The organism is Hymenobacter radiodurans, from assembly GCF_004355185.1.
GTDB lineage: Bacteria > Bacteroidota > Bacteroidia > Cytophagales > Hymenobacteraceae > Hymenobacter > Hymenobacter radiodurans.
This window is the reverse complement of record NZ_CP037922.1, coordinates 240,034-266,554: the sequence shown is the minus strand read 5'-3', so window position 1 is coordinate 266,554 and position 26,521 is coordinate 240,034. Positions and strand designations below refer to the sequence as shown.

Below are 26,521 nucleotides of genomic sequence, written 5' to 3'. Positions count from 1 at the left end.
TGAGCCTACTTATTTCTCCACCAGAATCATAGCCGTGCTGGGGGGCATTTTTAGCGCGAATGGGTTAGCACTGGGGGGCAATTTTTCGATACCAGCTGGTACTAAATGATCGCCGCGCAGCACCACCGTGTAGCTACCGGCCGGCACCATGACGGCAGTTGGCGCTTTGTTGCCATTGAACACCACGACAATGTTGCGCCATGTATCGCCGCCGGCGTAGTCGCGGAGGCGGTAGGCGATGGTGCCGGGGGGCAAATTGGGCAAAAACTCGAGGTGCTGCTGCACCAATTTGCGGGTGGGCAACCGAAACGCCGGATGGGCTCGCCGCAACGCCAGCAGTTCGCGGTAGAACGCATACACCCGCGCATAGCGGGCTTTGCGGCCCCAGTCAATTTGATTAACGCTGTCGGGCTGGTTGAAGGAGTTGTGGGAGCCGCCTTTCGTGCGCAGAAACTCGTCGCCAATGGGCAAAAACGGGATTCCCTGCGAGGTGAACACGATAGTATTGCTAAGGATATCCCGCTGAATTAGCTCAGCTTCCGTTGCGCTGGGGTTCGATGACTGTAGCTTATCCCAAAGCAACTGGTCGTCGTGGCAGGCCACGTAGTTGATGGTTTGGGCGGGCGACGCGGCCCAGGGCGTTTTGCTGTAATTCACCTTCGAGTAATCAATCTGGGGGTGCTCGGTGGCGGCCACAATACCGAACTTCACGCTTTCCTCCAGCCCCGGATGCCCACTGGCAAAGCCCGGCTCCTCGCGCCGCGACACATGCCCACGCACCCCATCGCGCAACTCGTCGCTGAAGGCGGCAATCCGTTCCAAACGCTGCACATTTGCTTTTACCGCGCGAGCCGTTTCGGGCAATGGGCTGGGGCCTGCAGTCCATCCTTCGCCATACATCAGAATACTATGGTCCTGCTGGTCGAGGGCTACGCGCACGGCGCGCATGGTTTCACTATCCAGCACCCCCATCAGGTCAAACCGAAACCCATCGGCGTGATACTCGCGGGCCCAGTATGCCACCGACTCCACGATCAACTTACGCACCATGGGCCGCTCCGAGGCAATTTCGTTGCCGCAGGCGGTGGCGTTGGAGTAGCTGCCGTCGTCATTATGTCGATAGTAGTAGCCGGGTACCAACTGCTCAAAGCTGGTGCGGGCGGCGTCAGTAGTATGGTTGTACACCACATCGAGCACCAAGCGCAGGCCGCGCTGGTGCAATGCCTGCACCACTTGTTTCAGCTCCCGGATGCGGGCAGCAGGGTCGGCGGGGTCGGTGGCAAATGATCCTTCGGGCACTGAGAAATGCAAAGGCTCGTAGCCCCAGTTGTAGCGATTTTCGCTCAGCTTACTCTCATCGATGGAAGCAAAATCGTTGGTCGGCAGCAGATGTACATGACTGATACCCAGCTCCGCCAGATGGTCGAGGCCCGTGCTCACGCCATCGGGACCTTGGGTTCCAGACTCCGTTAACCCTAAGTATTTGCCCTTATGCTCGACGCCCGATTCAGGGTGCATAGACAAGTCCCGTAGATGCAGCTCCCCGATTATCACGTCGGTCGGCTTGGCCAGGGTTGGCCGTTGGTCATCCAGCCAGCCCATCGGGTTAACTGTAGCCGGATCAAGCAGCACGCCGCGCTGTCCATTCAGGCCCACGGCGTGCACGTAAGGGTCAGGCACTTCGGCCATTTTTTGCCCCCCAATAGTGGCTTGAACTACATAGAAGCGGCCCGCTGGTTGCGAGGGTAAAGTAAAAACCCAGGTGCCGCTTTCAGCCTTCCGCATGGCAAAATCGGCCACGGCCTCCCCTCCCGTGCCGGTTGTGTATAGCTTAAGGTGGAGCGCGTCGGCCGTCGGTGCCCACACCCGCAACGTGGCGCGCCCCCTTGAAACGTGAGTCCCAGATCGGGCCCATAATACACGGGGTAACTGGTGAAGTCAGGCAGCACCAACGCCGGCCGGCTGGTAGTAGCAGGCTTAACGGCACAGGCAGTCAGGAAAGACAGTATGGAGAGCAACAAGATACGTTTCATGCAGAAGAAAGAAATAGCCAGCCTGGTTGTAGCGCTAGCCAGGCCGCGGCATTTTTATCAATAAAAGCCCCCCTACTCTTCCACGCCTACCGTTCGGCGAATGCCGAGCTTTTTCATGCGGGCTTCCAGCGTTTTAGGGTTGATATCTAATAGCACTGCCGCGCCATTTGGTCCGCTTACCCGGCCACCCGTGCGCTGCAGAGCAGCCAAGATATGGTCGCGCTCCTGGTTTTTGAGCGTTTTAAGCGGAGCCGCATCAGTGGGTTTGGCGGTGGGAGTTCGGGTAGCGGAGAAGCCCGCAAATTCCAGAAAAGCCCCCTGCGACACTATCACGGCCTGTTCCAGCACATGCTCTAGCTCGCGCACATTGCCGGGCCAGGTATACTGCCGCAGGGCCCGCAAATCTCGCTCGCGCAGCCCTCGCACGGGCTTGGCCAGCTTCCGGCTGAGGCGGTCCAGAAAGTGGCGAACGAGTGGTTCAATGTCCTCAGGCCGCTCCCGCAACGCTGGCAGCCGAACAGGAACCACGTTGAGCCGATAGTATAGATCGGCGCGGAAGCGGCCAGCACTTACCTCGTCTTCCAGCACCCGGTTGGTAGCGGCAATAACGCGGGCGTCGGTTGGAATAACGCGCCGGCCGCCAATGCGCTCAAACTCCTTTTCCTGTAATACCCGCAGTAGTTTAGCTTGCAGATCCAGGGGTAGTTCACCGATTTCATCCAGGAAAATGGTGCCGCCATCTGCTAGTTCAAACTTACCGATACGTCGGTCGTGGGCGCCAGTAAACGCGCCTTTTTCGTGGCCAAACAACTCACTCTCGATTAGTTGAGCGGGCAAAGCCGCACAATTGAGCTTGATAAGTGCGCGCTCTTTACGGGTCGACAGGTTGTGAATAGCGCGGGCTACTAACTCTTTGCCCGTACCTGTTTCGCCCGTTACCAGCACCGTCGTATCGGTGGGCGCTACTTGCGCAATACGCACCTGCACTTGCTGCATCACGGTGCTTGAGCCCACGAAATCCTCAAATTTGCCCGTGGTGTTAATTTCATCCAGCAAATATGTTTTTTCCTGCTCCAGCTGAGCCCGCAACGCCTCAATTTGCTCGAAGGCAAAGACGTTCTGCACGGCCAATTGGATTTGGGGCACGAGGTTAAGCATCAAGGCCAACGTCTCCTCCGTGAAAGCGAAAGGGTCTTTGCTCGATAGTATCAGGGTAGCTGTTTGCTCATCATGTACATCCAGCGGGGCGTAGAGTACCGATTGGGTACCACGCTGTTCGCGGATGTAGCGCATCAGGTCGTAGTGTTTGGCTAGCTCGTCAAAATTGTCCCCCACATAGAATCCTGGCTTCGAAAATAGATCGGCGGCGGCTTGACGGGCAGCTTCCGCGTTCGGCAGATCATCCCACCGGTTTTCGTCGAGCGCCACGAAGTGGCCAGCAGCATCTTTGCCGAACTCAGCGAAGGCCCGGCCCGGCGTAGTGAGCAGACGCACCCGCACCCCAAAATAGTCGCAGGGCACTACCCGATTGATTTCCGTCGCGATTGTGCGAAACAGTTCTCCCCTTTCTTTAATGCTAAGGAGCGCATTATTCAAGGCCAATTGCATCGCCGTTTCCTGCTGGCGGCGCGCAATATCCTCGAAGGCCAGGGCATTGGTGACTGCCACGGCTACCAGGCTTCCAATCTTCTCCAGCAAATCGCCATCAGAGGGTGAGAAATCTGGCCGCCGATGTGCTACCAGCGACAGCAGCCCTACCAGCCGCCCACTGGTGCGCAATGGCACAACCGTCAGATAGCGCATTCCGCCCGCCAACAACGACTCAAAAGGTTGAAAATCCGGATACGCCTTGAGCAATTCTGTCAAGTCGAATTGCTGTAGGTGTGGCTGACGAATAAACGTTTCGATTGGGGTGTTCTCCACGGGCATTTGACTGGGTTTGTTCCCCGTCATGTATGGCAACTGCACTTCACCTAAGTAGTCTCGCAGAAATACGCGACGGTATTGGTGGTCCGCATCCAGCGTCAGAATGGTAATTGCGTCAAAAGGGAATATCAGCCGAAGCTTCTCCGTCACGTTGCGGAACAGCGTATCCTTATCACGAGTCGTAGCAATGGCCTCGTTGATATACAGCAGCAATGAGTCGTCTTGGTCAGGCATATAAGGAACAAATTTTCTCCTTAAATATCAGGATATATAATGAGGATATTCTCAAATATGAGGAATTATTTTTTGTATAAACCAGCAATAAGTAGCTACATACAAACTAATTTTATGCGATTAGAGCGTGTATTAGACGTATTTTAACACATTAAAGATATTTTAATCACTTGGCACATGGTTGGTTATGAGGGCAGCAACAACAGTTGCTTCAACCATGTTTTCTCGACTAACTATTATTGCTCCGCTATTAACTCTTGGGCTGTCTATGACGGCTGGGGCAGTACACGCTCAAACGCCCACTATCTCTGATTCTCTGGCTTTGGATGGCACAATTCGCGCGGTGCTCGATGCTAACCCAGCCATTACTACACTGGAAGAGGAAGTAAATGCCGCTGCTAGCCGCGTAACCCAGACGCGGGGGGCTTTTTGCCCCAGATAACAGGCACCGCTACCTACACTCGTATCGACCCGGTGGTGAAGCTTCAGCTTTCTCCAGACTCGCCGGAGTTTCAATTTGCTCCTAACAATAATTACGACGCCCACATCACGCTGCAGTACGGTATTCTCGACTTCGGAAAGAAGAATGCCTCGTACAACTTGGCTGAAAGCCGCCGGATAGCGGCCGCCGACCAAGTAAACCTAACTCGTCGCGATTTGGCTTACTCAGCGGCACAGGTGTACTACAATATTCTGTTTGTGCGCGAAAGCATTAAGGTGCAGGATGCGCAGATTGCTTCTTTGCAGCAGCACCAGCGCGAAATGGAGAAGCGCGTGGAAGGCGGTGTTAGCACCCGTTTCGACGTGACTACGACACAGGTGCGCATTACCCAGGCTCAGAACACTAAGATTGATCTGCAAAACCAGCTCCGCAACCAGCAGGTGCAGCTGGCGCGCCTCCTGCACAAGCCGGAATATGAGAACGTACCCGTGCGGGGCGCTTTTGCTTATCAGCCGCAGGCCGTTGACGTAAATGCGGCCTTAGCACAAGCGAGTGAGAACCGGCCGGAAGTAAAGCTGGCGCGCGACGCGGAAAACACCGCTAATCTGAATCTGAAGTTTATTGAACACAGCAACAAGCCAATACTTGGTGTTGGGGCTCAGTTGGGGGCCAAAAACGGCTACCAGCCCAACCTCGACCAGATTCGGCCGAACTCGGTGGGCGTCGTGCAGCTCTCCGTGCCCATTTATGATGGCAACAAGAATAAGAACCAGCGGGTAGAGGCCCTGGCTACCATTCGGGGTACGCAGGCGCGCACCCAGGATACGCAGGAGCAAATTCGGGCCGATGTGCAGCAGGCCTTGAACAATATGCAGGCAAGCGCGGCGCGCCACGACAACGCCTTACAGCAGATTAATCAGGCCACGGATGCCTTCACGCGGGCGCAGTCGCGCTACCGCTACGGCGTAGGCTCCAACCTCGACGTGCTCGACGCGGAGACCTCGCTGGCACAAGCTCGGCTAGCCCGCTTACAGGCTATTTATAACTATACACTTGGCCAATACCAATTGAAGCGCGCCACCGGCGAGCAGATCTGGTAATAGTGCACACCTCGTTTTCCTTTCATCCATGACTCACACCACCATTCTTTGCCCAATTGACTTTTCGGCGGCTACGGAGCGTCTGGTGGCGTATGCGGCCGCGCTGGCCGCCGGTACCGGAGCGGAACTGCGTTTGCTGCACGTGCTGGAACCGCAGCCCACATTGGCCACCGCCGTATCAGACCTTGATATTGCTAGCCAGTTGGCCCACCATCATGCCGCGGCCAAGCTAGCTGGTGCCCAGGTCAGCACGGTCATCCTACACGGTGATGCCGCCCAGGAGATCGTAGCCGAGGCTAAGCGCCACACTACTGATATGATCGTTATTGGGGCACACGGCCAAACTGGTCTTACGCGCTTCCTGATGGGAAATACGGCCGAATTGGTAGTGCGCACGGCACCTTGCGCTACTTTCCTGATGAAATGCCGGCCCGCCGAAACACTCCGCCAATCGGCCTGACAATTTGTTAATAATGGTTTTGTAGCTCCCTACTGCTAGCTATCCAAAAAAGCCCCCAGCGGCTTACTACCAACTTCAAAACACGCATAACCAAGTAATTTATATGGCAACCCCCGTTCAACAAGCGCCGGCTGTAGCTTCTGCTCCTCACCAAGATTCGGCTTACACACCGGAAATTGAGGCACCGGAAGGCCGTTCAAAGCGTCCTATTATTCTCGTTATTCTGGCTCTGCTACTCCTCGTGGGGTGCTATTTTGGCTGGCAGCGCTACCAGTTTGGGCAAACGCACGAGGAAACCGACGATGCTCAGGTGGAAGGTGATGTGTATCCCATTCTGCCCCGCGTAGGTGGCCCGGTGCTCGAAGTAAAAGTGCAGGACAATCAACTCGTAAAGAAGGGTGACATACTCGTAACCCTCGATCAGGCCGACTACCAGCAGCGCGTGAACGCTGCGGAGGCGGCTCTGGCGGCGGCTCAGGCCAATGTAGTGGCGGCTCGCGCCGGAGTAGGCACGGCGCAGGCCAATGTGCGCACCGCCCAATCGACGATTGGAGTAAGCGAAGCCAACCGCGCCCGGCTGCAAAAAGACTTGCAGCGCAGCACTTTCCTGCGTCAGCAAGACATCATTCCGCAAAGCGAGTACGACGCGGTGCAAGCCAACTTGAAAGCTACCAGCGCCCAGCGCGCCACGGCCGCCGACCAGGTGCAGGTAGCACGCCAGCAGGTAGCCGCCGCGCAGCAGCAAGTGGCCGTAGCCGAAGCCGTAGTAAAGCAGCGCCAAGCTGACCTCGACAACGCCAAACTACAGCTGAGCTACACCACCATCACCGCACCTGGCGACGGAATTGTAAGCAAGAAAAGCGCACAGCCCGGTCAGGTGGTGTCACCGGGTCAGCAGATCATGGGACTTGTGGCCAGCGGCAACACCTGGGTAATTGCCAACTTCAAGGAAACGCAGCTGGAAAACATGCGCGAGGGCCAGAAGGTGGCGGTAGAGGTTGACGCGTACCCTAGCGAAGAATTTGAAGGCCACATTCAGTCACTTTCGGCGGCGACGGGTGCCCGCTTCGCCCTTTTGCCCCCCGACAACGCCAGCGGCAACTTCGTGAAAGTAACCCAGCGCGTGCCGGTCAAAATTGTGCTCGACAAAGTTGATCCTCAGCATCCCCTGCGTGCCGGCATGAGCGTGACGGCCACGGTGGAAACCAAGTAACAGCCTACATGGAAACCGGATTTACCAAGTGGATCATCGTCGTAACGGTGGTCCTCTGCGTCTTGCTGGAGTTGATTGACACCAGCATCGTGAACGTGGCTCTTACCCAGATGATGGGCAACCTGTCGGCTACACAGCAGGAAGTAAGCTGGGTGGTGGCCTCCTACGGCATTGCCAACGTTATCGTGATTCCGATGACGGGCTTTTTGGCTGAGCAGTTTGGCCGCAAAAACTACTACCTGTTCTCGGTGATACTGTTCACCCTTGCCTCAGTAGCCTGCGGACAAAGTACTAACATCTGGGAGCTGGTGGCTTTTCGCTTCATTCAGGGTGTTGGGGGCGGGGCCCTTATGGCTACTTCGCAGGCTATTCTGATTGACACCTTTCCGCCCAAGCAGCTGGCGCTCGGTCAGGCAATATTTGGTATGGGCGTCATCATTGGTCCCACCATTGGTCCCACACTGGGCGGCTACATCGTGGATAACTTCGATTGGCCCTGGATTTTCTATGTGAACGTACCGGTGGGCATTTTCGCCTCCATCTTCACTATGCTGTTCATCCGCGACCCTGAGCGCATCAAAAATGCGATTCCAAGGCCGCTGCGCGAGATTGACTGGTCGGGTATTTTCCTGCTGATTCTTGGGGTTGGCTCCTTGCAGCTGGTGCTAGAGCAGGGCGAAAGTGAGGACTGGTTTGAGAGCCTCTATATCAACGTCTTCACTGTATTTTCTGTCATTGGCGTGGTCGGCTTTATCTGGCGGGAGCTAACGGCCAAGCAGCCCATCGTGGACTTACGGGTACTCACGCGTAGCCGCAACCTGGCCATTGGCGCATTCCTGTCGTTTATTCTGGGCTTCGGACTGTTTGCGTCCGTGTTCATCTTCCCAATTTTCTGTCAGCGAATTCTGGGCTTTACGGCCGCACAAACGGGGTATCTGTTGTTGCCGGGGGCTTTGCTGTCGGGCTTTATGATGCCGGTGGTGGGGAAGATGATTCAGGGGGGCATACCGCAGAAATATATTCTGCCGGTGGGCTTTATCTGCTTCTTTATCTTCTCGTACTGGATGAGCTTACGCATTACCCCATTGGCCGGCGAAAGTGACTTTTTCTGGCCGCTTATGCTGCGGGGCTTTGGCCTAGCATTGCTTTTCTTGCCTATTACAACGATGTCGCTATCCGGTATCAGTGGTAAAGATGCCGGGCAGGCGGCGGGTCTTACCGGTATGATTCGTCAGTTGGGCGGCTCGTTTGGAGTGGCGCTGGTAGGCACTTACTTGGAGCGCTCCATGATGCAGAATCGCGTGTCGCTGTTGCCCAATATTTCCTTGTACGACCCGGAAACTCAGCAGCGTCTGCAAGGCTTTATTGCCAACTTCATGTCTAAAGGCGCCAGCTTCGTGCAGGCTCAGCAGCAGGCCTACGCGGCCTTGGAGGGCTCTCTGATGAAGCAAACGGCCATCATTACTTACGCCCAAACCTTCCTCCTCATTGGCGCTTTCTTTCTGCTTTGTCTGCCGCTTATGTTCATGATCAAGCGCAATCGGCCCGGTCAAGCCGTTGATCTGAACGCGGCCCACTAGCGTCGGCGCATAATTAGTACTTTCACTTTGTTTGATACAAAAAAGCCCCCCAGACTTATTCTGGGGGGCTTTTTTATTTCTTATAATCTCGTAGCCTACTGATACTGAATGTACATGGGCTTGGGCGTGAGGGCCAGTACTTCGCTCGGCGTCATGATGTGGTGGGGAGCAGGACGGTTGTCGTACTCGTAAAACAGCTTGAAGCCGGTGTACTGCACGGGCTCTTTCTGGATGTAGGCTTTGTAGGAATCCTTCTTCAGAATGGGGTCGCCCCAGCCATCCATATGCATCACAATCTGCACGCGGGGGTCGAGCTTGATGTTTTTGTAGTTCGTAATCATGCCCTGAGTAAAGCGGTGCACGGTGAGCACCTTGGGGGGCAAATTGTTTTCGCTCACGATGCGGGCCAGAAATTTCACGGCGTAGTTCACGTCTTTGGCGTCGAACGTGCCGATCTTTTTGCCGGGGCGCACACCTTTGGTTTCCATGGCAAACTCTGGATCAATGCCCATGTGCACGATAGGATCCTTCAGGTAGGGCTCTAGCTTGTGCAGCTCATTTTCAAGGTTGCTCAGGCCCACTTGCACGTCCAGAAATACAATGCAGTTGTGCTCCTTGCCCCAGCGAATAACCTCTTCAATGGTGGCTTTGGAGTTCATAAGGCGGTATTTACCGTCCTTACCGGGTGCCCCCTGGGCCGTGATAGTCACGTTGTGAATGGCAGCCTGCACCGGGATGCTCGGGTCGGCGGCTTGCCACTCAGCCAGTACTTTGTCAAACTTGCGGAACATCTGCTCCTTGGGCTCCCGGCCCAAGATACCCATGCCCTTCGCCCGAATGTTGCCGTAGAAAGCCACAATACGCTTACCGGGCAAAATGGCCCCTGGTAGTTGGCCGTTGGCTTTTACAATAGAGTCGGCCTTGAGCGAGTCGCGACGCATAGCCGCCATCTTGATGGCCACCGTATCGATGGGCGCTGGCTTGGCAGCCTCAACAGAAGCTTTGGCGGCAGTGGCTTCTCCATCGGTGCGGGTGCCGCAGCCGGGCAATACAGATAGAGAAAAGAGGCTTAAGGAGGCGGCCACTACGGCGTGACGCGGCGAAAACGGTAACAACACTGGATAAAGCTTGATTAGAAGGCCAAAACTATCCGCAAGTTAGCCCATTTCGGGCAGTTAGCGTTGCTCTAAACGCAGAAAGGCCCCGACAATATTCGGAGCTTTCCACACGGTTTGTCCTTATAATGAGCTCTACCGAGCCTAGAGATTATACTTTAGCAACCTCGTAAACCCGTTAACCCGCCAAATATATTACTGAGTGGAGCGGAGTACGGCTTAAATTCGATAGGTACTGTAAAACGAACTGATACTGGCTTGCCATTTTGCTTACCAGGGATAAACCGCGGCAATTTGCGAACGGCATTCAGAGTTGCTTCGTCGCACCCTGAGCCTAGCCCTTTTGTGATAGCTGCATCCCGTACCTGACCGTCACTACCTACTGTAAAAGCAACGAAAACTCTACCCTTTACTTGATTGCGAACAGCCTCCGCTGGATACTTGAGATTACTTAAGATAGCTCGCGTTATATCCTCATTTTTACCAGTAGGAAATAGAGGCATCTCTTCTACATAGGTATAAACTTCATCAGATGAAGAAGATGTGAGAGTTTGCTTGCCGGACGAGGATGATATATCAATGCGCTTCGGATTGGGCGAAATCTCGGCATTTTGCGAAGGGGCTACTGACTCCGTATTTCGCTCACAGGCGATGGTAAACATTAACAAAGCAACCAGCGGCAGGGCCAGCCATTGTTTACAGCGACGGATAGGGGAAGTTCGGTGAATCATGGCAATGCGACGTAGGGTTTGGGAATGAGAAAAGGAGTGCGCAAGCGGAATGGAGAAACCGAGGCGGGTGGCTACTTGCCGAGCCAGTAGGTGGGTATAGGAATGAGAAGCAGTATTTGAGAAGGCAGTAGTAGTGCTCAGGGCGGCCGCATCGGCTAGGTACTCGTGCGTAAGTGTGAGAGCCCGAGCGCACAGATGCACGAATGGATTGAACCAGAGTACGGCGCGCAACACCTCCAGCAAGAGCCGGTCGAAGGTGTGGCCTTGCTGCACATGGGCTAGCTCGTGGTGCAGCACCTGTTGGGCTTCAGCATCGTTGAGTGGTAAGCTGTCATCCCAAAACACGACTCGGCCAAATGAGCTAGTTGGCAGCAGTCCTTGCGTGCGTACCAGTGTGTAGCCTGCCTGCTTTTCGCGAGGTAAATTGCGGGTGCTGAGCCATAGCTTGGTCAGCCCGAAGCTTAACCGGGCCAGCGTGGCCAGCGCCCCACCTACGTACCCCACCAGCAGCCACTGCGACCAGTGAAGCACCGGATTGCTGGTAGGCACACCCACTTGGACAGGTGGAAGCAGCACGGTTGTGATACCCGGCAGGAGGATGCCCGAATTTGCCCCCCAAGTGCTTGGCCAATCCAGCGGGAGTAGCGGCAAGCCCGCCGCTAGCAGTGGCCCTAGCACCAGAAATGCCCGATTGTAGCCAAAGCTCCGCTCACGACACAATACCACGTGGTAGCAAAGCCACCACACGCCCAGCAGTACCGTACTGAGCACCATCCATTTAAGCAGACTGATTGGAAGCATCGGAGTCGTGGGTTGGAGGTTGGGCGGCGTGGCGAAGCAGCTCATCGAGCTGCGCGGCATCGAGGTTTTCTTCCTTCGCAAAAAAGGACACCAACTGCGGAAATGAATTCCCAAAATAGCCCCCCAACAGCTTGCGCAACGAGAAGCGGCGGTAGTCATCCTGCGCTACTAGCGCTTGGTAGCGGTGCGTCCGACCGAAGGCTTCGTGGCCCACAAAGCCTTTCTGCTCCAGAATGCGAATGATAGTGGAAACAGTGTTGTAGGCGGGCTGCGGGGCAGGCATTTCGGCTACTACTTCCTTCACGAAAGAAGGGCCGCGCTGCCATAGCACCTGCATCACTTGCTCCTCGGCGCGGGTTAGCTCAGGAAAGGTTTGCATGGGGGCTTTTTGAGATAAATGAATGTATAACTAATTATTTAGTTATACAACTAATTCTTTAGTTTTAATTAAGTATTCTAAGGAAGACCGCTTAAATAAGGCTCTCCGTTTTCTCTGTGATGGCACGAAATCTTTTGAGCTGAATGGTGTTATGAAGGCAGCTTGCCCTCAACAACCTCCTAATGTCTTTGAAAATCAATAGCCGCCGCTTGTCCCATTTCGCCTTCCTTTTCTGGCTGAGCTTGGTGGTGGCGCCCGGCCTGAGTTGCACGAAGGAACCGGCTTTAGAAGCCGCTACGCCTACCGCTCCAGCGGCACCTATCACTCCGGTAGCGAGTAGCCGCTTGCTTAGCAGCACCCTCATTGGGGAATACACGCCGAGCATGCTGGCTGGCCGCGTACCCGATTTGCCCATCGTCAGTGCCCTGACGAAGTACTCGATTCGGGTGTATAAGCTGACGTACACTACGCCTAATACCAATGGTCAACCTGTGACGGCCTCAGGCGCGGTGCTGGTGCCGGTAGCTACGCAGCCGCTGCCGCTGCTGAGCTATCAGCACGGTACCATTTCGCCTAAAGACGAAGCGCGGGCTCCCTCCTATTACCGCTCCGGCGGCGAAGTGTATACGGCTATATCGGTGCTGGCATCTTCGGGCTATTTGGTGGTGGCTCCTGACTATATTGGCTATGGCGCTTCCAAGAGCTTGCCGCACCCATATGAGCATGCTGCTTCGCTGGCTTCGGCCTCGCTGGATATGATGCGGGCGGCGCACGAGTTTTGTAAGCAGGAGAAGATTCAGCTGAATGATAAGAATTTCCTGCTGGGTTACTCGGAGGGCGGCTTTGCTACGCTGGCCTTGCACAAGCTGATTGAGGAGCAGCACGCGTCGGATTTTACCATCACGGCCAGCGCGCCCGGCGCTGGCGCCTACAATAAGTCAGCCTTTGCCGACTATATCTTGCAGTCGGAGCAGCCACTGAACTTCCTCAGTTCTTACGTTTGGGTGCTGGACACATACAATCGGGTGTACAACATCAACCGGCCCTACGCTGGTTATTTTCAGGAGCCCTGGGCCACGCATTTGCAGGCTAATCCGTTCGCTAAAGTGCCCGAACAGGCCAAGGAGCTATTCACGGAACCCTTCCGGGCGGGCGTGCTAAACAAAACGGACCAGCCCATGCTGGCGGCTTTCCACGACAACGACATTTACGATTGGCGCCCCCGTGCTCCGCTGGCCCTGTTTCACGGCACTGCCGATGATTATGTGCCCTTTTTCAATTCCGAAAACGCTTACAAAGCCATGCGCGCCCGCGGTGCGATGCAGGTAGAGCTACACCCAATTAAAGACGGCAACCACTTTTCTTCTGTGCCTCAATACACGCTGGAGGCGCTGGCCTTTTTCGGCGAGTTTCAGGAGATTAACTAATTGCTTTTCAAACTTGTCCTTGCTCTACAACGACAGTTTATTGAGGAGAAATTTCTTTAGTTGACACACGTAAAAAAGCCCCCAGCCTTTCTTAGAGAGGAGTCGGGGGCTTTTTTACGTGCTTTGTCTACGTCCAAAATTGAAGTTTTAGGTTGAAGCCGTTTGGCTATTTTTCGCTAGAGCTTGGCGCAGCCACACGCCCGCCAGAGCAGCTAGGCCGCCAACCAGTCCGCCGAGCACGGCCGTGACCAGCACCAGTAGCCAGCCATTGCCGCCCAGCGGAATCAGCTCGGCTACGCGGTGGCTCAGATGGCCTTCGTTCTGAATATTGAGCCAACTCGCCAACGCCAGCCAACCCAGTCCCACGCCCGCAAAACCAGCCCAAAAAGCCCCCAGCCCCGGCGACCCAGCACAAACGCCAATACCAAGGCGATGGGCGTAATGCTCCACCAGGGCAGCACCAGTTGGGCGGCAGCAGCCACGATGAGAATCAGCAGAAATAGCCGTAGAGAATTAGTCATAGTGTAATGCTTGAGGGAAGCAAGGTAGTGAACCAGCTGTGATGCGAAGGCACTAAATGAAAGAGTGCACTAGTTACTTAAAAGTTATTTGCTTTTCGGCCACACTGCGCCTGTGAAGGGGCCGGCAGCTTACGAAATATCGTTTTGCCTTTACCCGAACCCTTTCTGGTGTTGCATTCGTTTTGCTCCTACCTTTAAACCGGATGCCAGCCCCTTCTTTCGACCCTTCTCAACTCACCCGCGACCATGTGCTGCGCGCCCTCCGGCACATTGACCGGCAAGGGCTGAATTTGCCCCCAGCACCGTCTACGACTTGGTGTATCGGGGGCGGCGCTACCCGCCCCGCCCCGTGGCTCAGCTAGCCTACCGCCTGGCTACCGGCCAGACGGATGCTAAGTGGCCGCTGCCCGCTGGCGGCCCCACCAACGGCCTACTGGAGCACCTCGATTTTACGGTTGCTACAAAGCGGCCCAGCTTAGCCAATTCTCCTCTCGATGGCGATGTGGCCGCCCAACAAGCCATGCAGGATTTGTACACCGGCCGGCCCAGCGACTCGCCACCTACTCACCTCGAAAAATCTGCTAAGCCGTCGCAAGCCTCGGCGGTACAGGAGCCAACTTCTAGCTACAATTTGCCCCCGCGGAGCCCTACGGCCGCGCCACGGCTTTGCAGGAGTTGTTTGTGTCGGAGCAAAAGCTTGAGGACACGTTATCTGCATTGCGCCGCCGGCGCAATCTTATTTTATATGGCCCACCTGGCACAGGCAAAACCTTTCTGGCCCGACGCTTGGCTTGGCTGGAGCTGGGCTCCACGGATATGACGCGGGTAGAGTTGGTACAGTTTCACCCTAGCTATAGCTACGAAGATTTTGTGCAAGGTTTCCGGCCAGATGACCAGGGCATTTTTCGGCTGACGCTGGGTGTGCTACTGGAGTTTTGCCACCGCGCTACCCAAGACCCAGACAAGCCTTATTTTCTGCTGATTGATGAAATCAATCGGGGCAATCTGGGGCGGATTTTTGGCGAGTTGTTACTTCTGCTAGAAGCTGATAAGCGCGGCCCTGCGCATGCTGTCCGCCTTCCTTACTCGCCACCGCATGCGCCCCGGTTTTTCGTGCCCGACAACCTGTACGTTATCGGCACCATGAATACCGCCGACCGCTCTTTGGCGCCGCTGGATTATGCCTTGCGGCGCAGGTTTGCGTTCGTCAAAATGCAGCCGGAGTTTGGCGAGCCGCTACAAGGGTTTCTGGCGCAAAAAGGCCTACCGGCCGCCGTTATTACGCGGCTGGTAGCGCGGCTCACGGAGCTTAACCAAGCCATCAGCGACGACCCCGATTTAGGCGAAGATTATCAGATAGGCCACAGCTACTTCTGCCAGCCGCCCCTTGACTCAGCGGCTGCTGACAGTTGGCTAACACTTATTCTGGAGCAGGAAATTGCGCCATTGCTGGACGAATACTGGCTTGATCAGCCCACGAAAGCGGCGGCTCACAGGAAACGCTTGCTGCGGTAGCCTCACCCCATGATTCCGATTCAGAACCTCTACTATCTGCTTTGCTACGCGTGGAACCGCTTACCCGAGCAGGAGCAGTGGCTGACGTCGGAAGCGACGTCTTTTCACCGGCCGCTGGAGTTGCTGGGCCGTGTGCTGCTCATGGGTACGCGTCGGCTGTTGCGGCAGAGGCTGCGGCAGGCCTATGCAGAGCGCGAGGAAGAGTTGGGCGAACTCCGGGGTCGGGTGTTGCTAGAGGCCTCCCTATCGCGCGACCTGCTGCGGCGGGGCCGGGCAGTGTGTGCTTACGATGAGTTGGGGCCGGATACGCCTTTTCTACGGGTCGTACTTGGGGCGCTGGCCCAAGTAAGTCGGGCACGGCAGGTATCGGCATCATTGCGGCATGAGCTGCGTGCTGTCATGCGTCTTTTTCCTGCTGATTTGCCCCCCACGCCGCTTAGCAGTCATGCGCTGCGGGCCGTGCGTCGCACCCGCCCCGTTGGTCATGAGGCACTGCTGCTTAATGTGTGCGAATTACTGCACCGCAGTGCCCTTCCCGAACCAGCCGCCGATGGCCGCACTCGCTTCATGGATTTTCGGCGCGATGAGCGGTTGATGGCCCAGCTTTTTGAGGCTTTTGTACGCAACTTTTACCGCCTAGAGCAGCGCCGCTTTCGGGTGCTATCGGAGACAATAAGCTGGCAAGCTGCCGCCGAGGAGCCCGAAGATTTGAGCATGCTGCCCGCCATGATTACCGACACAACGCTAGAGGCCCCCGACCGCAAAATCATTCTCGACACCAAATACTACCGCGCCGCCCTGCGGCCGCGCTACGACCGGCAACGCCTCATTTCGCCGCACCTGTATCAGCTGTACGCTTACTTGCAGAACCAAAAAAAGCCCCCCGGCCAGCACTTGGAAGGCATTCTGCTCTACCCTGCCGCCACCCGCGAAATAGACCTGCGCTACACGCTCGGCGGCCACCCGGTACGCGTCGTGACGCTGGACTTGAATCAACCTTGGCCAGGAATTGCTGCTGATTTGCTGAAGCTGATCGAGTAAAATGCAACCTTGCCCCCATCTGTCATTCTGAGGCACGAAGGACCATTTCATTGAGAAACAACTTGCGCTTCTGCGAGCAGGTCCTTCGTGCCTCAGGAGGACAAACGATAAAAGAGCGCAACGATGCGGACTATTTGTATCGATTCAACAATGTATATAATCCTGTTCAATGCAGCCTTGGGGGGCATTCTTTGTCCTTAAAATTGAGTTTCTCCCGATTTCTCTCTAAACTTAAATCTTCACTCATCTTCCCAAAACCTTACCCTCTTGAAAAGACGTGATTTTGTAGGACTCTCGGCCCTGGCGGCGGGGGCTGTGTTCCTGCCCAACTTCCCCGGTTTCGGTGGCACTCTGGTTACCCCAGAGCGGTTGCTTGAGTCAGTTATGGATGCCGCAGTGAACAAGCGTTTAGCCGATGCGGCGCTCAATGCCGCTAAGTCGGCCGGTGCCTCTTATGCTGATGTACGCATTGGCCGGTACTTAAACCAGAGCATTTTCACCCGCGAAAAGCAGGTGCAAAATATTCAAAGCGGCGAGAGTTTTGGCGCCGGCGTGCGGGTACTCGCCAATGGCACGTGGGGCTTTGCGGCTACCAATACGGTGACGGAAGCTGGCCTAGCCAAAGCCGCCCAGCTAGCGGTCCAGATTGCCAAGGCCAACTCGAAAGTGCAGAAAGAGCAGGTGAAACTGGCGCCCGTCAAAGGTCATGGCGAGGTCAGCTGGAAGACCCCTATTCAGCAGAATGCGTTCGAAGTTCCGATCGCCCAGAAGGTGGAACTCCTGCTCGCCGCCAACGCAAAGGCTCTTGATAATGGCGCCAACTTTGTCAACTCGTCGCTCTTCCAAATAAACGAGCAGAAGTACTTTGCCAGCACCGACGGCTCTTATATTGATCAAGATGTGCACCGCATCTGGCCAACCTTCGACGTAACGGCCATCGACCGCGCTTCCGGTAAGTTCCGGACGCGGCAGGCTCTGAGTGCGCCCATGGGCATGGGCTACGAATACATGACGCCGAAGGCCGCCGGCAAAATTGCTGGTCCGGCCGGCACCGGTCTTGTTGGTTACAAAGACAGCTACGACATTCTGGAAGATGCTGCCTTAGCCGCTAAGCAAGCCAAGGAGAAAATCACGGCTAAATCGGTGGTGCCAGGCAAATATGACTTGGTGCTCGACCCGAACCATTTGGGCCTGACCATTCACGAGAGCGTGGGTCACCCCACGGAACTGGACCGCGTGCTCGGCTACGAAGCCAACTACGCCGGTACCAGCTTTGCTACCCTGGAGTGGCGCGCCAAAAAGCAGCCTTACGGCTCCAAGCTGGTGAATATCGTGGCCGACAAGCTGCAACCTGGCTCTTTGGGTGCAGTTGGCTACGATGATGAAGGTGTGAAGACCAAAAAGTGGGATATCATTAAGGATGGAGTACTGGTTGATTACCAGAAGATTCGCGACCAGGCCGCGATGGTGGGTCAGAATGAGTCGGACGGCTGCTGCTATGCCGACTCCTGGAGTTCCGTTCAATTCCAGCGCATGCCCAACGTGAGCTTGCAGCCTGGCAAAGCGAAGCTATCGGTAGATGAGATGATTAAGAACGTCGACAAAGGCATTTATATCGCCGGCCGTGGTTCCTTCTCCATCGATCAGCAGCGCTACAACTCCCAGTTTGGCGGCACCGTGTTCTATGCCATCAACAAGGGTAAGATTGACGGCATGCTAGAGGACGTAGCTTATCAGACCAACACGCTGGAATTCTGGAACTCGTGCGCTGCCATCTGCGACGAGTCTGATTACCGTTTGTTCGGGTCGTTCTTCGATGGTAAAGGCCAGCCTTCGCAGGTGTCAGCCGTGAGCCACGGTAGCGCCACCACGCGCTTCAACGGCGTGAACGTCATTAACACTGCCCGCAAAATTGGGTAATGATTGCCACCGTCGCTGGGGGGCAAATTCACACATAAATAATCAGTACATCCATACCAACTAATGGCCATACTTTCCAAAGAAGAGGCTCAGGCTATCCTGACCAAAGTGCTGAGCTACAGCAAAGCCGATGAGTGTGAAGTCACGCTTAACGGTAGAACGGGCGGCAACGTGCGCTCGGCGCGTAATGCTATTTCAACTGCCGGTGCTGTTGATAACGTATCGCTAGCCGTAGAGTCGCGCTTCGGTAAGCGCTCAGGCGTCGCTACGTGCAATGAGTTCGATGAAGCAACCTTGCGTCGTTGCGTACAGCGGGCCGAAGAGATTGCTCGTCTGGCTCCCGAAAGCCCTGAATATGTTCCCTACCTCGGCGCTCAGAAATACCTGGCTCCATCGCCAGCGGCGTTTGCAGCAGCCACCGCTAATATTACCCCCGACTACCGCGCTCAGCAAACTGCCGCGAGCATGAAGCTGTGTGAGCAGAAGAAACTCAGCTCTGCCGGCTTCCTGAATGACGAGGCTGGCTTCATTGCCAAGCGCAACAGCAAGGGGCTCGAAGCCTATCAGCAAATCACCAATCTGGAGTACTCCGTAACGGTACGCACGCCCGACGGCACCGGCTCAGGCTACGCCACGGCCGATTACAACGACGCCAGCAAGTTCGACGCCGCCCGCCTCACTCAGATTGCCGCCGACAAGGCAGCTGCTTCTGTGGGCGCTAAAGCTATTGAGCCCGGTAAGTACACCGTTATTCTGGAGCCGGCGGCATTGGTAGCCAATACCGATGCCTCCCTCCTAGCAGCTCTGATGAATGCCCTCGACGCACGTAACGCGGACGAAGGCCGCTCTTTCCTGAGCAAAAAAGGTGGTGGAAATAGGAAGGGCGAAAAGCTGTTCGATGAGCGCGTAACCATCTATTCTGACCCGCTGAACGCTGAGATTCCGACCCTGACTTTCTCCGGTGATGGTCGCCCCCAACAAAAAATGACTTGGATTGAGAAGGGCGTCGTGAAGAACCTGTACACCACGCGCTTTTGGGCCCAAAAAGCAGGCATTCCGGATATTCCCCGCCCCGGCGGCTGGATCATGGAAGGCGGCACCCAGTCAGTGCAGGATATGATTAAGGGTACCGAAAAAGGCATCTTGGTGACGCGCCTGTGGTATATCCGCCCCGTTGATCCGCAGACGCTCTTATACACTGGCCTGACGCGCGACGGTACCTTCTACATTGAGAACGGTAAGATCAAGCATCCGGTGAAGAACTTCCGCTTCAATGAGTCGCCCATTATTATGCTCAACAACCTGGAGGCCATCGGTAAGCCCCAGCGCGTGGGGGGCAATTTGGTGCCACCCCTGAAGATTCGCGACTTCACCTTCACCAGCTTATCGGACGCTGTATAATTTCTGTTGACTGCTACGAAACCCGTCGGCCTTGTCCGGCGGGTTTTGTACTTACATTCTACTCCTCACTCAAACTTCTACTTTCTTGAAACGACGCGATTTTGTCGGGCTGTCGGGCTTAGCGGCCGGCGCCCTGTTCTTGCCCAGCTTCCCAGGCTTGGGGGGCAATTTGGTTACGCCCGAGCAATTGCTGATACCCGCCGCCGACGTAGCCCTGAAAAAGCGCTTGGCCGATGCAGCACTCAATGCCGCTAAGTCGGCCGGCGCGTCTTACGCTGATGTACGCATTGGTCGCTCGCTGAACCAAGGCATTTTTACTCGCGAAAAGCAGGTGCAAAATATTCAAAGCACTGAAAGCTACGGTGCGGGCGTGCGGGTACTCGCCAATGGCACGTGGGGCTTTGCGTCCACGAACACCGTAAGCGAAGCCGGCCTAGCCAAAGCCGCCCAACTAGCAGTCCAGATTGCCAAGGCCAACTCGAAAGTGCAGAAAGAGCAGGTGAAGCTTGCTCCGGTAAAAGGTCACGGTGAGGTCAGCTGGAAGACCCCTATTCAGCAGAATGCATTCGAAGTTCCGATCGCCCAGAAAGTGGAATTGCTGTTGGGTGCCAACGCGAAAGCTATGGACAACGGCGCTAGCTTCGTAAACTCAGCCTTGTTCCAAGTAAATGAGCAGAAGTACTTTGCCAGCACTGACGGCTCGTACATCGACCAAGATATTCACCGTATTTGGCCAACGTTCAGCGTAACGGCCATCGACCGCGCTTCCGGTAAGTTCCGCAGCCGCCAAGCGCTTAGCGCGCCGATGGGCATGGGCTACGAGTATCTCACTCCCAAAGCGGCTGATAAAGTTGCTGGTCCCGCTGGCTCCGATTTAGTTGGCTACAAAAACAGCTACGACATTCTGGAAGATGCTACGGCCGCTACCAAGCAGGTAAAGCAAAAGCTGACTGCCAAATCGGTAACACCGGGCAAATACGACCTCGTGCTGGACCCTCATCACCTGGGCCTGACTATTCACGAGAGCGTGGGTCACCCCACGGAACTGGACCGCGTACTGGGCTACGAAGCCAACTACGCCGGTACCAGCTTTGCTACCCTAGAGTGGCGCGCCAAAAAGCAGCCTTACGGCTCGAAGCTAGTGAATATCGTGGCCGATAAACAGCAGGCAAATTCGCTGGGCGCCGTAGGGTTCGATGACGAAGGCGTAAAGACGAAGAAGTGGGACCTGATCAAAGAGGGCATGCTCATCGACTATCAAAAGATTCGGGATCAGGCCGCAATGGTGGGCCAGAACGAGTCGGATGGTTGCTGCTATGCCCAGTCGTGGGCCGATGTGCAGTTCCAGCGCATGCCGAACGTGAGCTTGCAGCCGGGTAAGACCAAGCTGAGCGTGGATGACATGGTAAAAGGCGTAGACAAAGGAATCTACATTGCTGGCCACGGTTCTTTCTCCATCGACCAGCAGCGCTACAACTCCCAGTTTGGCGGCCAGGTATTCTACGAGATTAACAAAGGCAAAATCACGGGGATGCTGGAAGATGTAGCTTACCAGACCAACACGCTGGAGTTCTGGAACTCCTGCGCCGCCATCTGCGACGAGTCCGACTATCGCTTCTCGGGCTTCTTCAACGACGGCAAAGGTCAGCCTTCGCAGAGCAGCGCCGTAAGCCACGGCAGCTCGACTACGCGCTTCAACGGCGTGAACGTGATTAACACCGCCCGTAAGATTGGATAATGGGAACTTCCGCTCTAGCCCTCCCTCAGGAACAGCTAGAGCGGAGGCCAATTGTTGCATAACTATCATAAAATCAGCTAGCAATGCCCATTCTCTCAAAAGACGAAGCTCAGACTATTCTCAAGAAGGTTCTGAGCTATAGTAAGGCCGACGAGTGTACCGTAACCTTGCAAGGACGCACCCGAGGCAACATCCGCTACGCCCGCAACAACGTGAGCACCGCCGGCGCTACCGACAATGTGTCGCTGGTAGTGGAATCTGGTTTTGGCAAACGCTCCGGTGTGGCTACCTGCAACGAGTTCGACGAAGCCACCCTGCGCCGCTGCGTGCAGCGGGCCGAAGAAATTGCCCGGCTTGCCCCCGAAGATCCTGACTATGTGCCGCTGCTAGGTCCGCAGCAATATCTTACGCCAGTGTCGTTTGCGCAGACTACGGCCAACGTCACGCCTGATTTCCGGGCCAAAGCTGCCGCCGATAGTATTGCTTTATGCCAAGAGCGCAAGCTTACGGCGGCGGGCTACTTAGAAGATGGCGCGAGTTTCCTGGCCATGCGTAATAGCAAAGGTCTCGAAGCGTATCAGCAGGATACCAGCCTCGACTTCTCCGTCACCGTTCGCACGCCCGATGGTACCGGTTCGGGCTACGCAGTAGCTGACTTCACGGATGCTAACAAGCTCGACGCCAAGGCTCTGACCAAAATCGCGGCCGACAAAGCGGCGGGCTCAGTAAATGCGAAAGCCATTGAGCCCGGCAAGTACACCGTAATTCTGGAGCCGGCTGCGCTGGTTTCCGATGAAGGATTGCTCAACAATCTGATGTATTCGCTCGATGCCCGCTCGGCGGATGAGGGGCGCAGCTTTTTGAGCAAAAAAGGCGGTGGTAACAAGCTCGGTCAGAAGCTATTCGACGAGCGCATTACGATCTACTCCGACCCGCTGAATACAGAGGCGCCCGGCAACGTGTTTGACGGTAATGGCTTGCCAACGAAGCGCATCACCTGGATTGAGAAGGGCGTGATGAAGAACATGTATTATTCGCGCTTCTGGGCGCAGAAGAACAACGTGGCGCCCACAGCTTTCCCCAGCGGCTTCATCATGGAAGGCGGCACTCAAACGGTGCAGGATATGATCAAAAGCACGGAGAAGGGTATTCTCGTCACGCGCTTGTGGTACATCCGCGACGTAGACCCTCAAACCTTGCTCTTTACGGGCCTGACGCGCGACGGTACCTTCTACATCGAGAACGGTAAGATCAAGCATCCGGTGAAGAACTTCCGCTTTAATGAGTCGCCCATTATTATGCTGAATAATATAGAGGCAATAGGCAAACCGCAACGTCTGGGGGGCAATTTGGTGCCACCCCTGAAGATTCGCGACTTTACCTTCACCAGCTTATCGGACGCTGTCTAGCAGCCAGATTGTTAATTAAAAAAGCCCCCAGAACTTCTCTGGCGGGCTTTTTTATGAAGCTGTGTGAAAGATTATGCTAGTTATTTCGCCCTAGCTGAAAGCTCACATAGGCCTGAAACACGCGGTTCTTCAGCTCTGGGTCATTGACGCCGCTGATGTTGCGATAGTCGCTGATGTTGTTGAGGCTGGTAGTAAAGCGGCCACCCACGGCCAAGCCCAGGGGCAGCTTGATGCCTGCGCCAACCGCCACACCCAGGTCGCTTTTCTTGAAATCACCACTCGAATCGCGGTCAAAATCAAGGTATTCCTGCGGGCCGGAGCTGGTCATATCAACTTGCAAGCGACCGTTATCCTGAGCCGAAACTAGGTAGCTGAACTGCGGACCAGCCTCCACGAATACGGGACCGATATTTACCTTCGCCAGTACAGGCAGAGTGAGGTAATGCAGCTTGGTATCAAACTCCTCCAGCGACTGGTTGCGAATCAGACTACGGGCTTGGGCGCCTTGCATGGAGTAGAGCAACTCGGGCTGCAAGGAAATGGGGCCGAGAATTTTCTGTTCATAAAAAATACCGGCATGATAGGAGGTTTGATACTCAGCATCGTCGCCGACGTTGCCGCTGAGTACGGCGCGGTTAATTCCGCCTTTCAAACCGAATTGGGCGTGCGCGCTAAGCACTAAAGAAAATAAGCTAAACAGCAATAGGACAGTGCGTTTCATAGTAGTTGCAGGTTGGAGTAAAAACCTAATACGCTGAAATACCAAATTGTATTGTAGGCATTGGCGTATTATTTATACATGATTGATTTGCATTAATTGGGCCAGAATAAATTCATAAGCCAAGAATAGCTTCTTCAACTCCTGCTGATGAGTCGGCGGCAGGTTGTATTTTCCGGTCAGAATTTGCTCCCCAGGCAACTTTGTTGGCCCCGCGCCGTCTCTTTTCCGTCGCTTACCTGCTTCTATGCCCGCTCCGTTTACCTTCGTGCGCCTCCAATACCGTTCCGGCGACTGGGATTCTGTGGATGAGCGAATGCCCACCAACCTGCTTCACTCGCTGATTCAGTACACGACGGTGCCCGTCAATCAGAAGGAAAAGGTGGTGGCCCTAGACAGCCCCGATCTGTTCAGTTACCCATTTTGCTACCTATCAGGGCACCGCTTGGTGCAGTTTTCGGCGGCCGAAAAGCAGAACTTCACCCAGTACGTGCGCAACGGCGGCTTCGTGTTTGTGGACGACTGCAACCACGACATTGACGGCCTGTTTGCCCGCTCGTTTGAGGAGCAGATGCGGCAGTGCTTTGGAGCCGGGGCTCTCAAGAAGATTCCCAAAACGCACGCCATCTATAAGTCGTTTTTCACCTTCAAGGATGGCCCGCCGCCCACAGCCTTCGAGCTTAATGGCTGGGGCGACGACCTTATCCACGACTACCTAAAAGCCGTGGAAATCAACGGCCGGATCGGAGTATTGTACTCTAACAAAGACTACGGCTGCGAGTGGGACTACGACTACCGCAACAAGCGCTGGCTAGCGGAAGACAATACCAAGTTTGGCGTCAACATTCTGATGTACGCGCTAACGGCTTAACCAGTAATTCAGTAACCTTCGAACTCCTCGACTTGAGCGGGAACTAACACCCGACCATCGCCAGAAACCTTCTCCCTGCATGACCGAACAAGAAGTACACCGCCTGCTTGCTAAACTGCCGCCGCTCAAAGAAGAAATTGCCAAGGTCATTGTAGGGCAAAGTGAAGTGCTCGATGAGGTGCTTGTCGCGCTGCTGGCGGGCGGCCACGCCCTGCTGGAAGGCGTGCCGGGACTAGCCAAAACGCTGCTGGTTCGCACCTTGGCGGCGGCCACCGATATGTCGTTTCGGCGCATTCAGTTCACGCCCGACTTGATGCCCACCGATATTTTGGGCACCGAAGTATTGGAGGAAGACCACGGCACCGGTCATCGTTCGTTTAAGTTTAACGAGGGACCAATTTTCGCCAGCTTAGTATTGGCCGACGAAATCAACCGGACGCCACCCAAGACGCAGGCAGCGTTGCTGGAAGCCATGCAGGAAGGCCACGTGACGTACGCGGGCCAAGAGCATGCGCTACCGAAGCCTTTCTTCCTGCTGGCAACCCAAAACCCGATTGAACAGGCTGGGACCTATCCGTTGCCCGAAGCTCAGCTCGACCGATTTTTGCTATACGTGCGCATCGGCTACCCATCGGAGCAGGAAGAACTAGCGGTGCTTAGCGGCACAACGGGCACAGCCCGCGCCGAAGTAAAACCGGTGCTAGGCAGCGCGGATATCCGGCAGTTGCAGCAGCTTGTGCGCCAAGTGAGTTTGAGCCCAGAGCTTCTTGATTTCGTGAATCGCTTGGTGCGGGCTACACGGCCAGCTACTACGCAGGTAAAGTTCATTCAGGATTATGGCCGTTGGGGCGCGGGCCCGCGGGCCGGACAGGCTCTCATTTTATGCGCCAAAGCGCGGGCGTTGCTGCAAGGCCGCTTCGCCGTTACCCTGGACGACTTGCGGACGCTGGCGCCGCCGGTGTTGCGGCATCGGGTGCTGTTGAACTTCAATGCCGAAGCCGAGAATATCACGGCCGATGACGCCGTAGCCGAATTGCTGAAAGCCGTAGCCGTTTAGCCAATAACTATATGCTGGCTCCAGAAACCCTTCACGCCCTGCGCAACTTGCCTTTGGCTGCCAAACTGGCGGCGGAGGGTTTTCTGGCTGGTCAGCACCGGAGCCGGCGGCGGGGTGTAGGCTTAGAGTTCAGCCAATACCGCCCTTACCAGCCCGGCGACGACCTGCGCCGCCTCGATTGGCGACTGGCCGCCCGCTCCGACCGCTACTACATCCGCGAATCGGAGGTGGAGACCAGTCTGATGATTCATCTGCTGCTCGACGCGAGTGCCAGTATGAATCACCGCGACGACAACGGCCTGACCAAGCTGGATTATGCCCGGTTGGTTTTGGCAAGTATGGCGTATCTAGCCACTAATCAGGGCGATGCGGTAGCGCTCAGCGTGCTGCGGCCGGAAGGGCTCCAACATTTGCCCCCAGAGCTGAGACGCGGCAGTTGCCTCGTCTTTACCATATGCTAGAGAAGACTGAGGGAGTGGGGCGTTTTCCGAGTACGGCTACGCTGGCGCCGCTTACGTCCCGGCGCCAGCGGGCCCTGACCGTTTTTGTGAGCGACTTATATGAGGAAGAAGCCGAGATGGAACGCCTGCTCACTCGCCTGCAGGCGGTAGCCGGGGAGGTGTTGGTACTGCACTTGGTGGCTCAGAACGAGCTAAAGTTTTCCTATCGGGGCTCTATCACGTTTGAGGACCTCGAAACTGGCCAGATTCTCCAGCTTGATGCCGATCAGCAGCGGGCAGCTTATCAGCAGAACCACCAAGAATGGCTGCGTACTACGGCCCAATCGGCCCGGCGCCACGGCTTCGACTACCACCAACTCAGCACCACTGACCCGCTGGATCAGGCGATGCGCGAGTTTTTGCGCCGCCGCGAGGCGCAGATGTAAATA

26 protein-coding genes are annotated in these 26,521 nt (G+C 55.7%); 18 read left to right on the top strand and 8 right to left on the bottom strand.

The window, feature by feature from the left end; genetic code table 11:
- Positions 1–9 precede the first annotated feature (9 nt).
- Both pulA and EPD59_RS02125 read right to left on the bottom strand, forming a co-directional pair.
- Complete coding sequence (gene pulA / locus EPD59_RS02130; RefSeq protein ID WP_165963448.1) at positions 10–1,866, bottom strand: type I pullulanase; 1,857 nt, start codon at positions 1,864–1,866, stop codon at positions 10–12.
- Positions 1,867–2,105: 239 nt separating this feature from the next.
- On the bottom strand, positions 2,106–4,193 hold the full coding sequence (locus tag EPD59_RS02125) for a sigma-54-dependent Fis family transcriptional regulator (protein ID WP_133271350.1): 2,088 nt from the start codon (positions 4,191–4,193) through the stop codon (positions 2,106–2,108).
- Between the two features lie 268 nt (positions 4,194–4,461).
- On the opposite strand from EPD59_RS02125, the gene EPD59_RS02120 reads away from it, so the two are divergent.
- The 5 genes from EPD59_RS02120 to EPD59_RS02100 all read left to right on the top strand — a co-directional run bounded on the left by EPD59_RS02120 (position 4,462) and on the right by EPD59_RS02100 (position 8,988).
- Positions 4,462–4,635, top strand: coding sequence for a hypothetical protein (locus tag EPD59_RS02120; protein WP_165963447.1), 174 nt, complete (start codon positions 4,462–4,464; stop codon positions 4,633–4,635).
- Positions 4,623–5,735, top strand: a complete 1,113-nt coding sequence (locus tag EPD59_RS02115) for a TolC family protein (RefSeq protein WP_133271348.1) — start codon at positions 4,623–4,625, stop codon at positions 5,733–5,735. Before EPD59_RS02120 ends, EPD59_RS02115 begins: the two co-directional genes overlap by 13 nt.
- 28 nt (positions 5,736–5,763) lie before the next feature.
- Complete coding sequence (locus EPD59_RS02110; RefSeq protein WP_133271347.1) at positions 5,764–6,195, top strand: universal stress protein; 432 nt, start codon at positions 5,764–5,766, stop codon at positions 6,193–6,195.
- Positions 6,196–6,298: 103 nt separating this feature from the next.
- Positions 6,299–7,408, top strand: a complete 1,110-nt coding sequence (locus tag EPD59_RS02105; RefSeq protein WP_133271346.1) for an HlyD family secretion protein — start codon at positions 6,299–6,301, stop codon at positions 7,406–7,408.
- Positions 7,409–7,416: 8 nt separating this feature from the next.
- A complete protein-coding gene (locus EPD59_RS02100; RefSeq protein ID WP_133271345.1) occupies positions 7,417–8,988 on the top strand; it encodes a DHA2 family efflux MFS transporter permease subunit in 1,572 nt (523 codons plus the stop codon).
- A gap of 95 nt (positions 8,989–9,083) precedes the next feature.
- Here EPD59_RS02100 and EPD59_RS02095 read toward each other — a convergent pair whose 3' ends face one another.
- From EPD59_RS02095 to EPD59_RS02085, 3 genes are all read right to left on the bottom strand, one after another.
- Positions 9,084–10,106, bottom strand: coding sequence for a hypothetical protein (locus EPD59_RS02095; protein ID WP_240731576.1), 1,023 nt, complete (start codon positions 10,104–10,106; stop codon positions 9,084–9,086).
- Positions 10,107–10,261: 155 nt separating this feature from the next.
- Positions 10,262–11,635, bottom strand: coding sequence for a M56 family metallopeptidase (locus tag EPD59_RS02090; protein ID WP_165963446.1), 1,374 nt, complete (start codon positions 11,633–11,635; stop codon positions 10,262–10,264).
- A complete protein-coding gene (locus EPD59_RS02085; protein ID WP_133271343.1) occupies positions 11,613–12,014 on the bottom strand; it encodes a BlaI/MecI/CopY family transcriptional regulator in 402 nt (133 codons plus the stop codon). Before EPD59_RS02085 ends, EPD59_RS02090 begins: the two co-directional genes overlap by 23 nt.
- A 188-nt stretch (positions 12,015–12,202) precedes the next feature.
- Between EPD59_RS02085 and EPD59_RS02080 the strand changes: the two genes are divergently transcribed.
- Positions 12,203–13,441, top strand: coding sequence for an alpha/beta hydrolase family protein (locus EPD59_RS02080; protein WP_240731575.1), 1,239 nt, complete (start codon positions 12,203–12,205; stop codon positions 13,439–13,441).
- Positions 13,442–13,588: 147 nt separating this feature from the next.
- Here EPD59_RS02080 and EPD59_RS02075 read toward each other — a convergent pair whose 3' ends face one another.
- Positions 13,589–13,807 (bottom strand): hypothetical protein, encoded by a 219-nt coding sequence (locus EPD59_RS02075; RefSeq protein WP_133271341.1) that lies wholly within the window; start codon positions 13,805–13,807, stop codon positions 13,589–13,591.
- A complete protein-coding gene (locus EPD59_RS02070; protein WP_133271340.1) occupies positions 13,747–13,962 on the bottom strand; it encodes a hypothetical protein in 216 nt (71 codons plus the stop codon). The genes EPD59_RS02075 and EPD59_RS02070 overlap by 61 nt, the downstream gene beginning before the upstream one ends.
- Before the next feature lie 203 nt (positions 13,963–14,165).
- Here EPD59_RS02070 and EPD59_RS21460 point away from each other — a divergent pair, with 203 nt between their 5' ends.
- From EPD59_RS21460 to EPD59_RS02040, 8 genes are all read left to right on the top strand, one after another.
- Positions 14,166–14,324: a hypothetical protein gene (locus EPD59_RS21460; RefSeq protein ID WP_165963445.1), complete on the top strand. Its 159-nt coding sequence runs from the start codon at positions 14,166–14,168 to the stop codon at positions 14,322–14,324.
- Positions 14,312–14,782: a hypothetical protein gene (locus EPD59_RS21455; RefSeq protein ID WP_165963444.1), complete on the top strand. Its 471-nt coding sequence runs from the start codon at positions 14,312–14,314 to the stop codon at positions 14,780–14,782. The genes EPD59_RS21460 and EPD59_RS21455 overlap by 13 nt, the downstream gene beginning before the upstream one ends.
- Positions 14,680–15,477, top strand: coding sequence for an AAA family ATPase (locus EPD59_RS02065; RefSeq protein ID WP_165963443.1), 798 nt, complete (start codon positions 14,680–14,682; stop codon positions 15,475–15,477). The genes EPD59_RS21455 and EPD59_RS02065 overlap by 103 nt, the downstream gene beginning before the upstream one ends.
- Before the next feature lie 9 nt (positions 15,478–15,486).
- Positions 15,487–16,518, top strand: a complete 1,032-nt coding sequence (locus EPD59_RS02060; protein ID WP_133271338.1) for a 5-methylcytosine restriction system specificity protein McrC — start codon at positions 15,487–15,489, stop codon at positions 16,516–16,518.
- A 267-nt stretch (positions 16,519–16,785) separates the two neighbouring features.
- A complete protein-coding gene (locus EPD59_RS02055) occupies positions 16,786–18,438 on the top strand; it encodes a TldD/PmbA family protein (protein WP_133271337.1) in 1,653 nt (550 codons plus the stop codon).
- A 63-nt stretch (positions 18,439–18,501) separates the two neighbouring features.
- Entirely contained in the window at positions 18,502–19,839 is a 1,338-nt protein-coding gene (locus EPD59_RS02050; RefSeq protein ID WP_133271336.1) for a TldD/PmbA family protein, read from the top strand.
- An 85-nt stretch (positions 19,840–19,924) separates the two neighbouring features.
- Positions 19,925–21,577, top strand: coding sequence for a TldD/PmbA family protein (locus EPD59_RS02045; protein WP_133271335.1), 1,653 nt, complete (start codon positions 19,925–19,927; stop codon positions 21,575–21,577).
- 83 nt (positions 21,578–21,660) lie between these two features.
- A complete protein-coding gene (locus EPD59_RS02040; protein ID WP_133271334.1) occupies positions 21,661–22,986 on the top strand; it encodes a TldD/PmbA family protein in 1,326 nt (441 codons plus the stop codon).
- A gap of 76 nt (positions 22,987–23,062) precedes the next feature.
- Here the strand turns inward: EPD59_RS02040 and EPD59_RS02035 are convergent, their stop codons facing one another.
- A complete protein-coding gene (locus EPD59_RS02035) occupies positions 23,063–23,707 on the bottom strand; it encodes a porin family protein (protein ID WP_133271333.1) in 645 nt (214 codons plus the stop codon).
- Between the two features lie 244 nt (positions 23,708–23,951).
- On the opposite strand from EPD59_RS02035, the gene EPD59_RS02030 reads away from it, so the two are divergent.
- The 4 genes from EPD59_RS02030 (at position 23,952) to EPD59_RS22115 (ending at position 26,518) form a co-directional block, all read left to right on the top strand.
- A complete protein-coding gene (locus tag EPD59_RS02030; RefSeq protein ID WP_133271332.1) occupies positions 23,952–24,575 on the top strand; it encodes a DUF4159 domain-containing protein in 624 nt (207 codons plus the stop codon).
- Positions 24,576–24,654: 79 nt separating this feature from the next.
- Positions 24,655–25,632, top strand: a complete 978-nt coding sequence (locus tag EPD59_RS02025; protein WP_133271331.1) for an AAA family ATPase — start codon at positions 24,655–24,657, stop codon at positions 25,630–25,632.
- A gap of 11 nt (positions 25,633–25,643) precedes the next feature.
- On the top strand, positions 25,644–26,093 hold the full coding sequence (locus EPD59_RS22120) for a DUF58 domain-containing protein (RefSeq protein WP_240731573.1): 450 nt from the start codon (positions 25,644–25,646) through the stop codon (positions 26,091–26,093).
- Positions 26,087–26,518 carry a DUF58 domain-containing protein gene (locus tag EPD59_RS22115; RefSeq protein WP_240731572.1) on the top strand — a complete coding sequence of 144 codons (432 nt, stop codon included), beginning with the start codon at positions 26,087–26,089 and terminating at the stop codon, positions 26,516–26,518. The genes EPD59_RS22120 and EPD59_RS22115 overlap by 7 nt, the downstream gene beginning before the upstream one ends.
- Positions 26,519–26,521 lie beyond the last annotated feature (3 nt).

Bases quoted from the DNA above. Each gene is read 5' to 3' on its own strand.
- EPD59_RS02125 (WP_133271350.1), bottom strand. From the start codon at position 4,193: ATGCCTGACCAAGACGACTCATTGCTGCTGTATATCAACGAGGCCATT.
- EPD59_RS02120 (WP_165963447.1), top strand. From the start codon at position 4,462: ATGACGGCTGGGGCAGTACACGCTCAAACGCCCACTATCTCTGATTCT.
- EPD59_RS02110 (WP_133271347.1), top strand. From the start codon at position 5,764: ATGACTCACACCACCATTCTTTGCCCAATTGACTTTTCGGCGGCTACG.
- EPD59_RS02105 (WP_133271346.1), top strand. From the start codon at position 6,299: ATGGCAACCCCCGTTCAACAAGCGCCGGCTGTAGCTTCTGCTCCTCAC.
- EPD59_RS02100 (WP_133271345.1), top strand. From the start codon at position 7,417: ATGGAAACCGGATTTACCAAGTGGATCATCGTCGTAACGGTGGTCCTC.
- EPD59_RS02090 (WP_165963446.1), bottom strand. From the start codon at position 11,635: ATGCTTCCAATCAGTCTGCTTAAATGGATGGTGCTCAGTACGGTACTG.
- EPD59_RS02085 (WP_133271343.1), bottom strand. From the start codon at position 12,014: ATGCAAACCTTTCCTGAGCTAACCCGCGCCGAGGAGCAAGTGATGCAG.
- EPD59_RS02070 (WP_133271340.1), bottom strand. From the start codon at position 13,962: ATGACTAATTCTCTACGGCTATTTCTGCTGATTCTCATCGTGGCTGCT.
- EPD59_RS21460 (WP_165963445.1), top strand. From the start codon at position 14,166: ATGCCAGCCCCTTCTTTCGACCCTTCTCAACTCACCCGCGACCATGTG.
- EPD59_RS02060 (WP_133271338.1), top strand. From the start codon at position 15,487: ATGATTCCGATTCAGAACCTCTACTATCTGCTTTGCTACGCGTGGAAC.
- EPD59_RS02050 (WP_133271336.1), top strand. From the start codon at position 18,502: ATGGCCATACTTTCCAAAGAAGAGGCTCAGGCTATCCTGACCAAAGTG.
- EPD59_RS02040 (WP_133271334.1), top strand. From the start codon at position 21,661: ATGCCCATTCTCTCAAAAGACGAAGCTCAGACTATTCTCAAGAAGGTT.
- EPD59_RS02035 (WP_133271333.1), bottom strand. From the start codon at position 23,707: ATGAAACGCACTGTCCTATTGCTGTTTAGCTTATTTTCTTTAGTGCTT.
- EPD59_RS02030 (WP_133271332.1), top strand. From the start codon at position 23,952: ATGCCCGCTCCGTTTACCTTCGTGCGCCTCCAATACCGTTCCGGCGAC.
- EPD59_RS02025 (WP_133271331.1), top strand. From the start codon at position 24,655: ATGACCGAACAAGAAGTACACCGCCTGCTTGCTAAACTGCCGCCGCTC.
- EPD59_RS22120 (WP_240731573.1), top strand. From the start codon at position 25,644: ATGCTGGCTCCAGAAACCCTTCACGCCCTGCGCAACTTGCCTTTGGCT.
- EPD59_RS22115 (WP_240731572.1), top strand. From the start codon at position 26,087: ATGCTAGAGAAGACTGAGGGAGTGGGGCGTTTTCCGAGTACGGCTACG.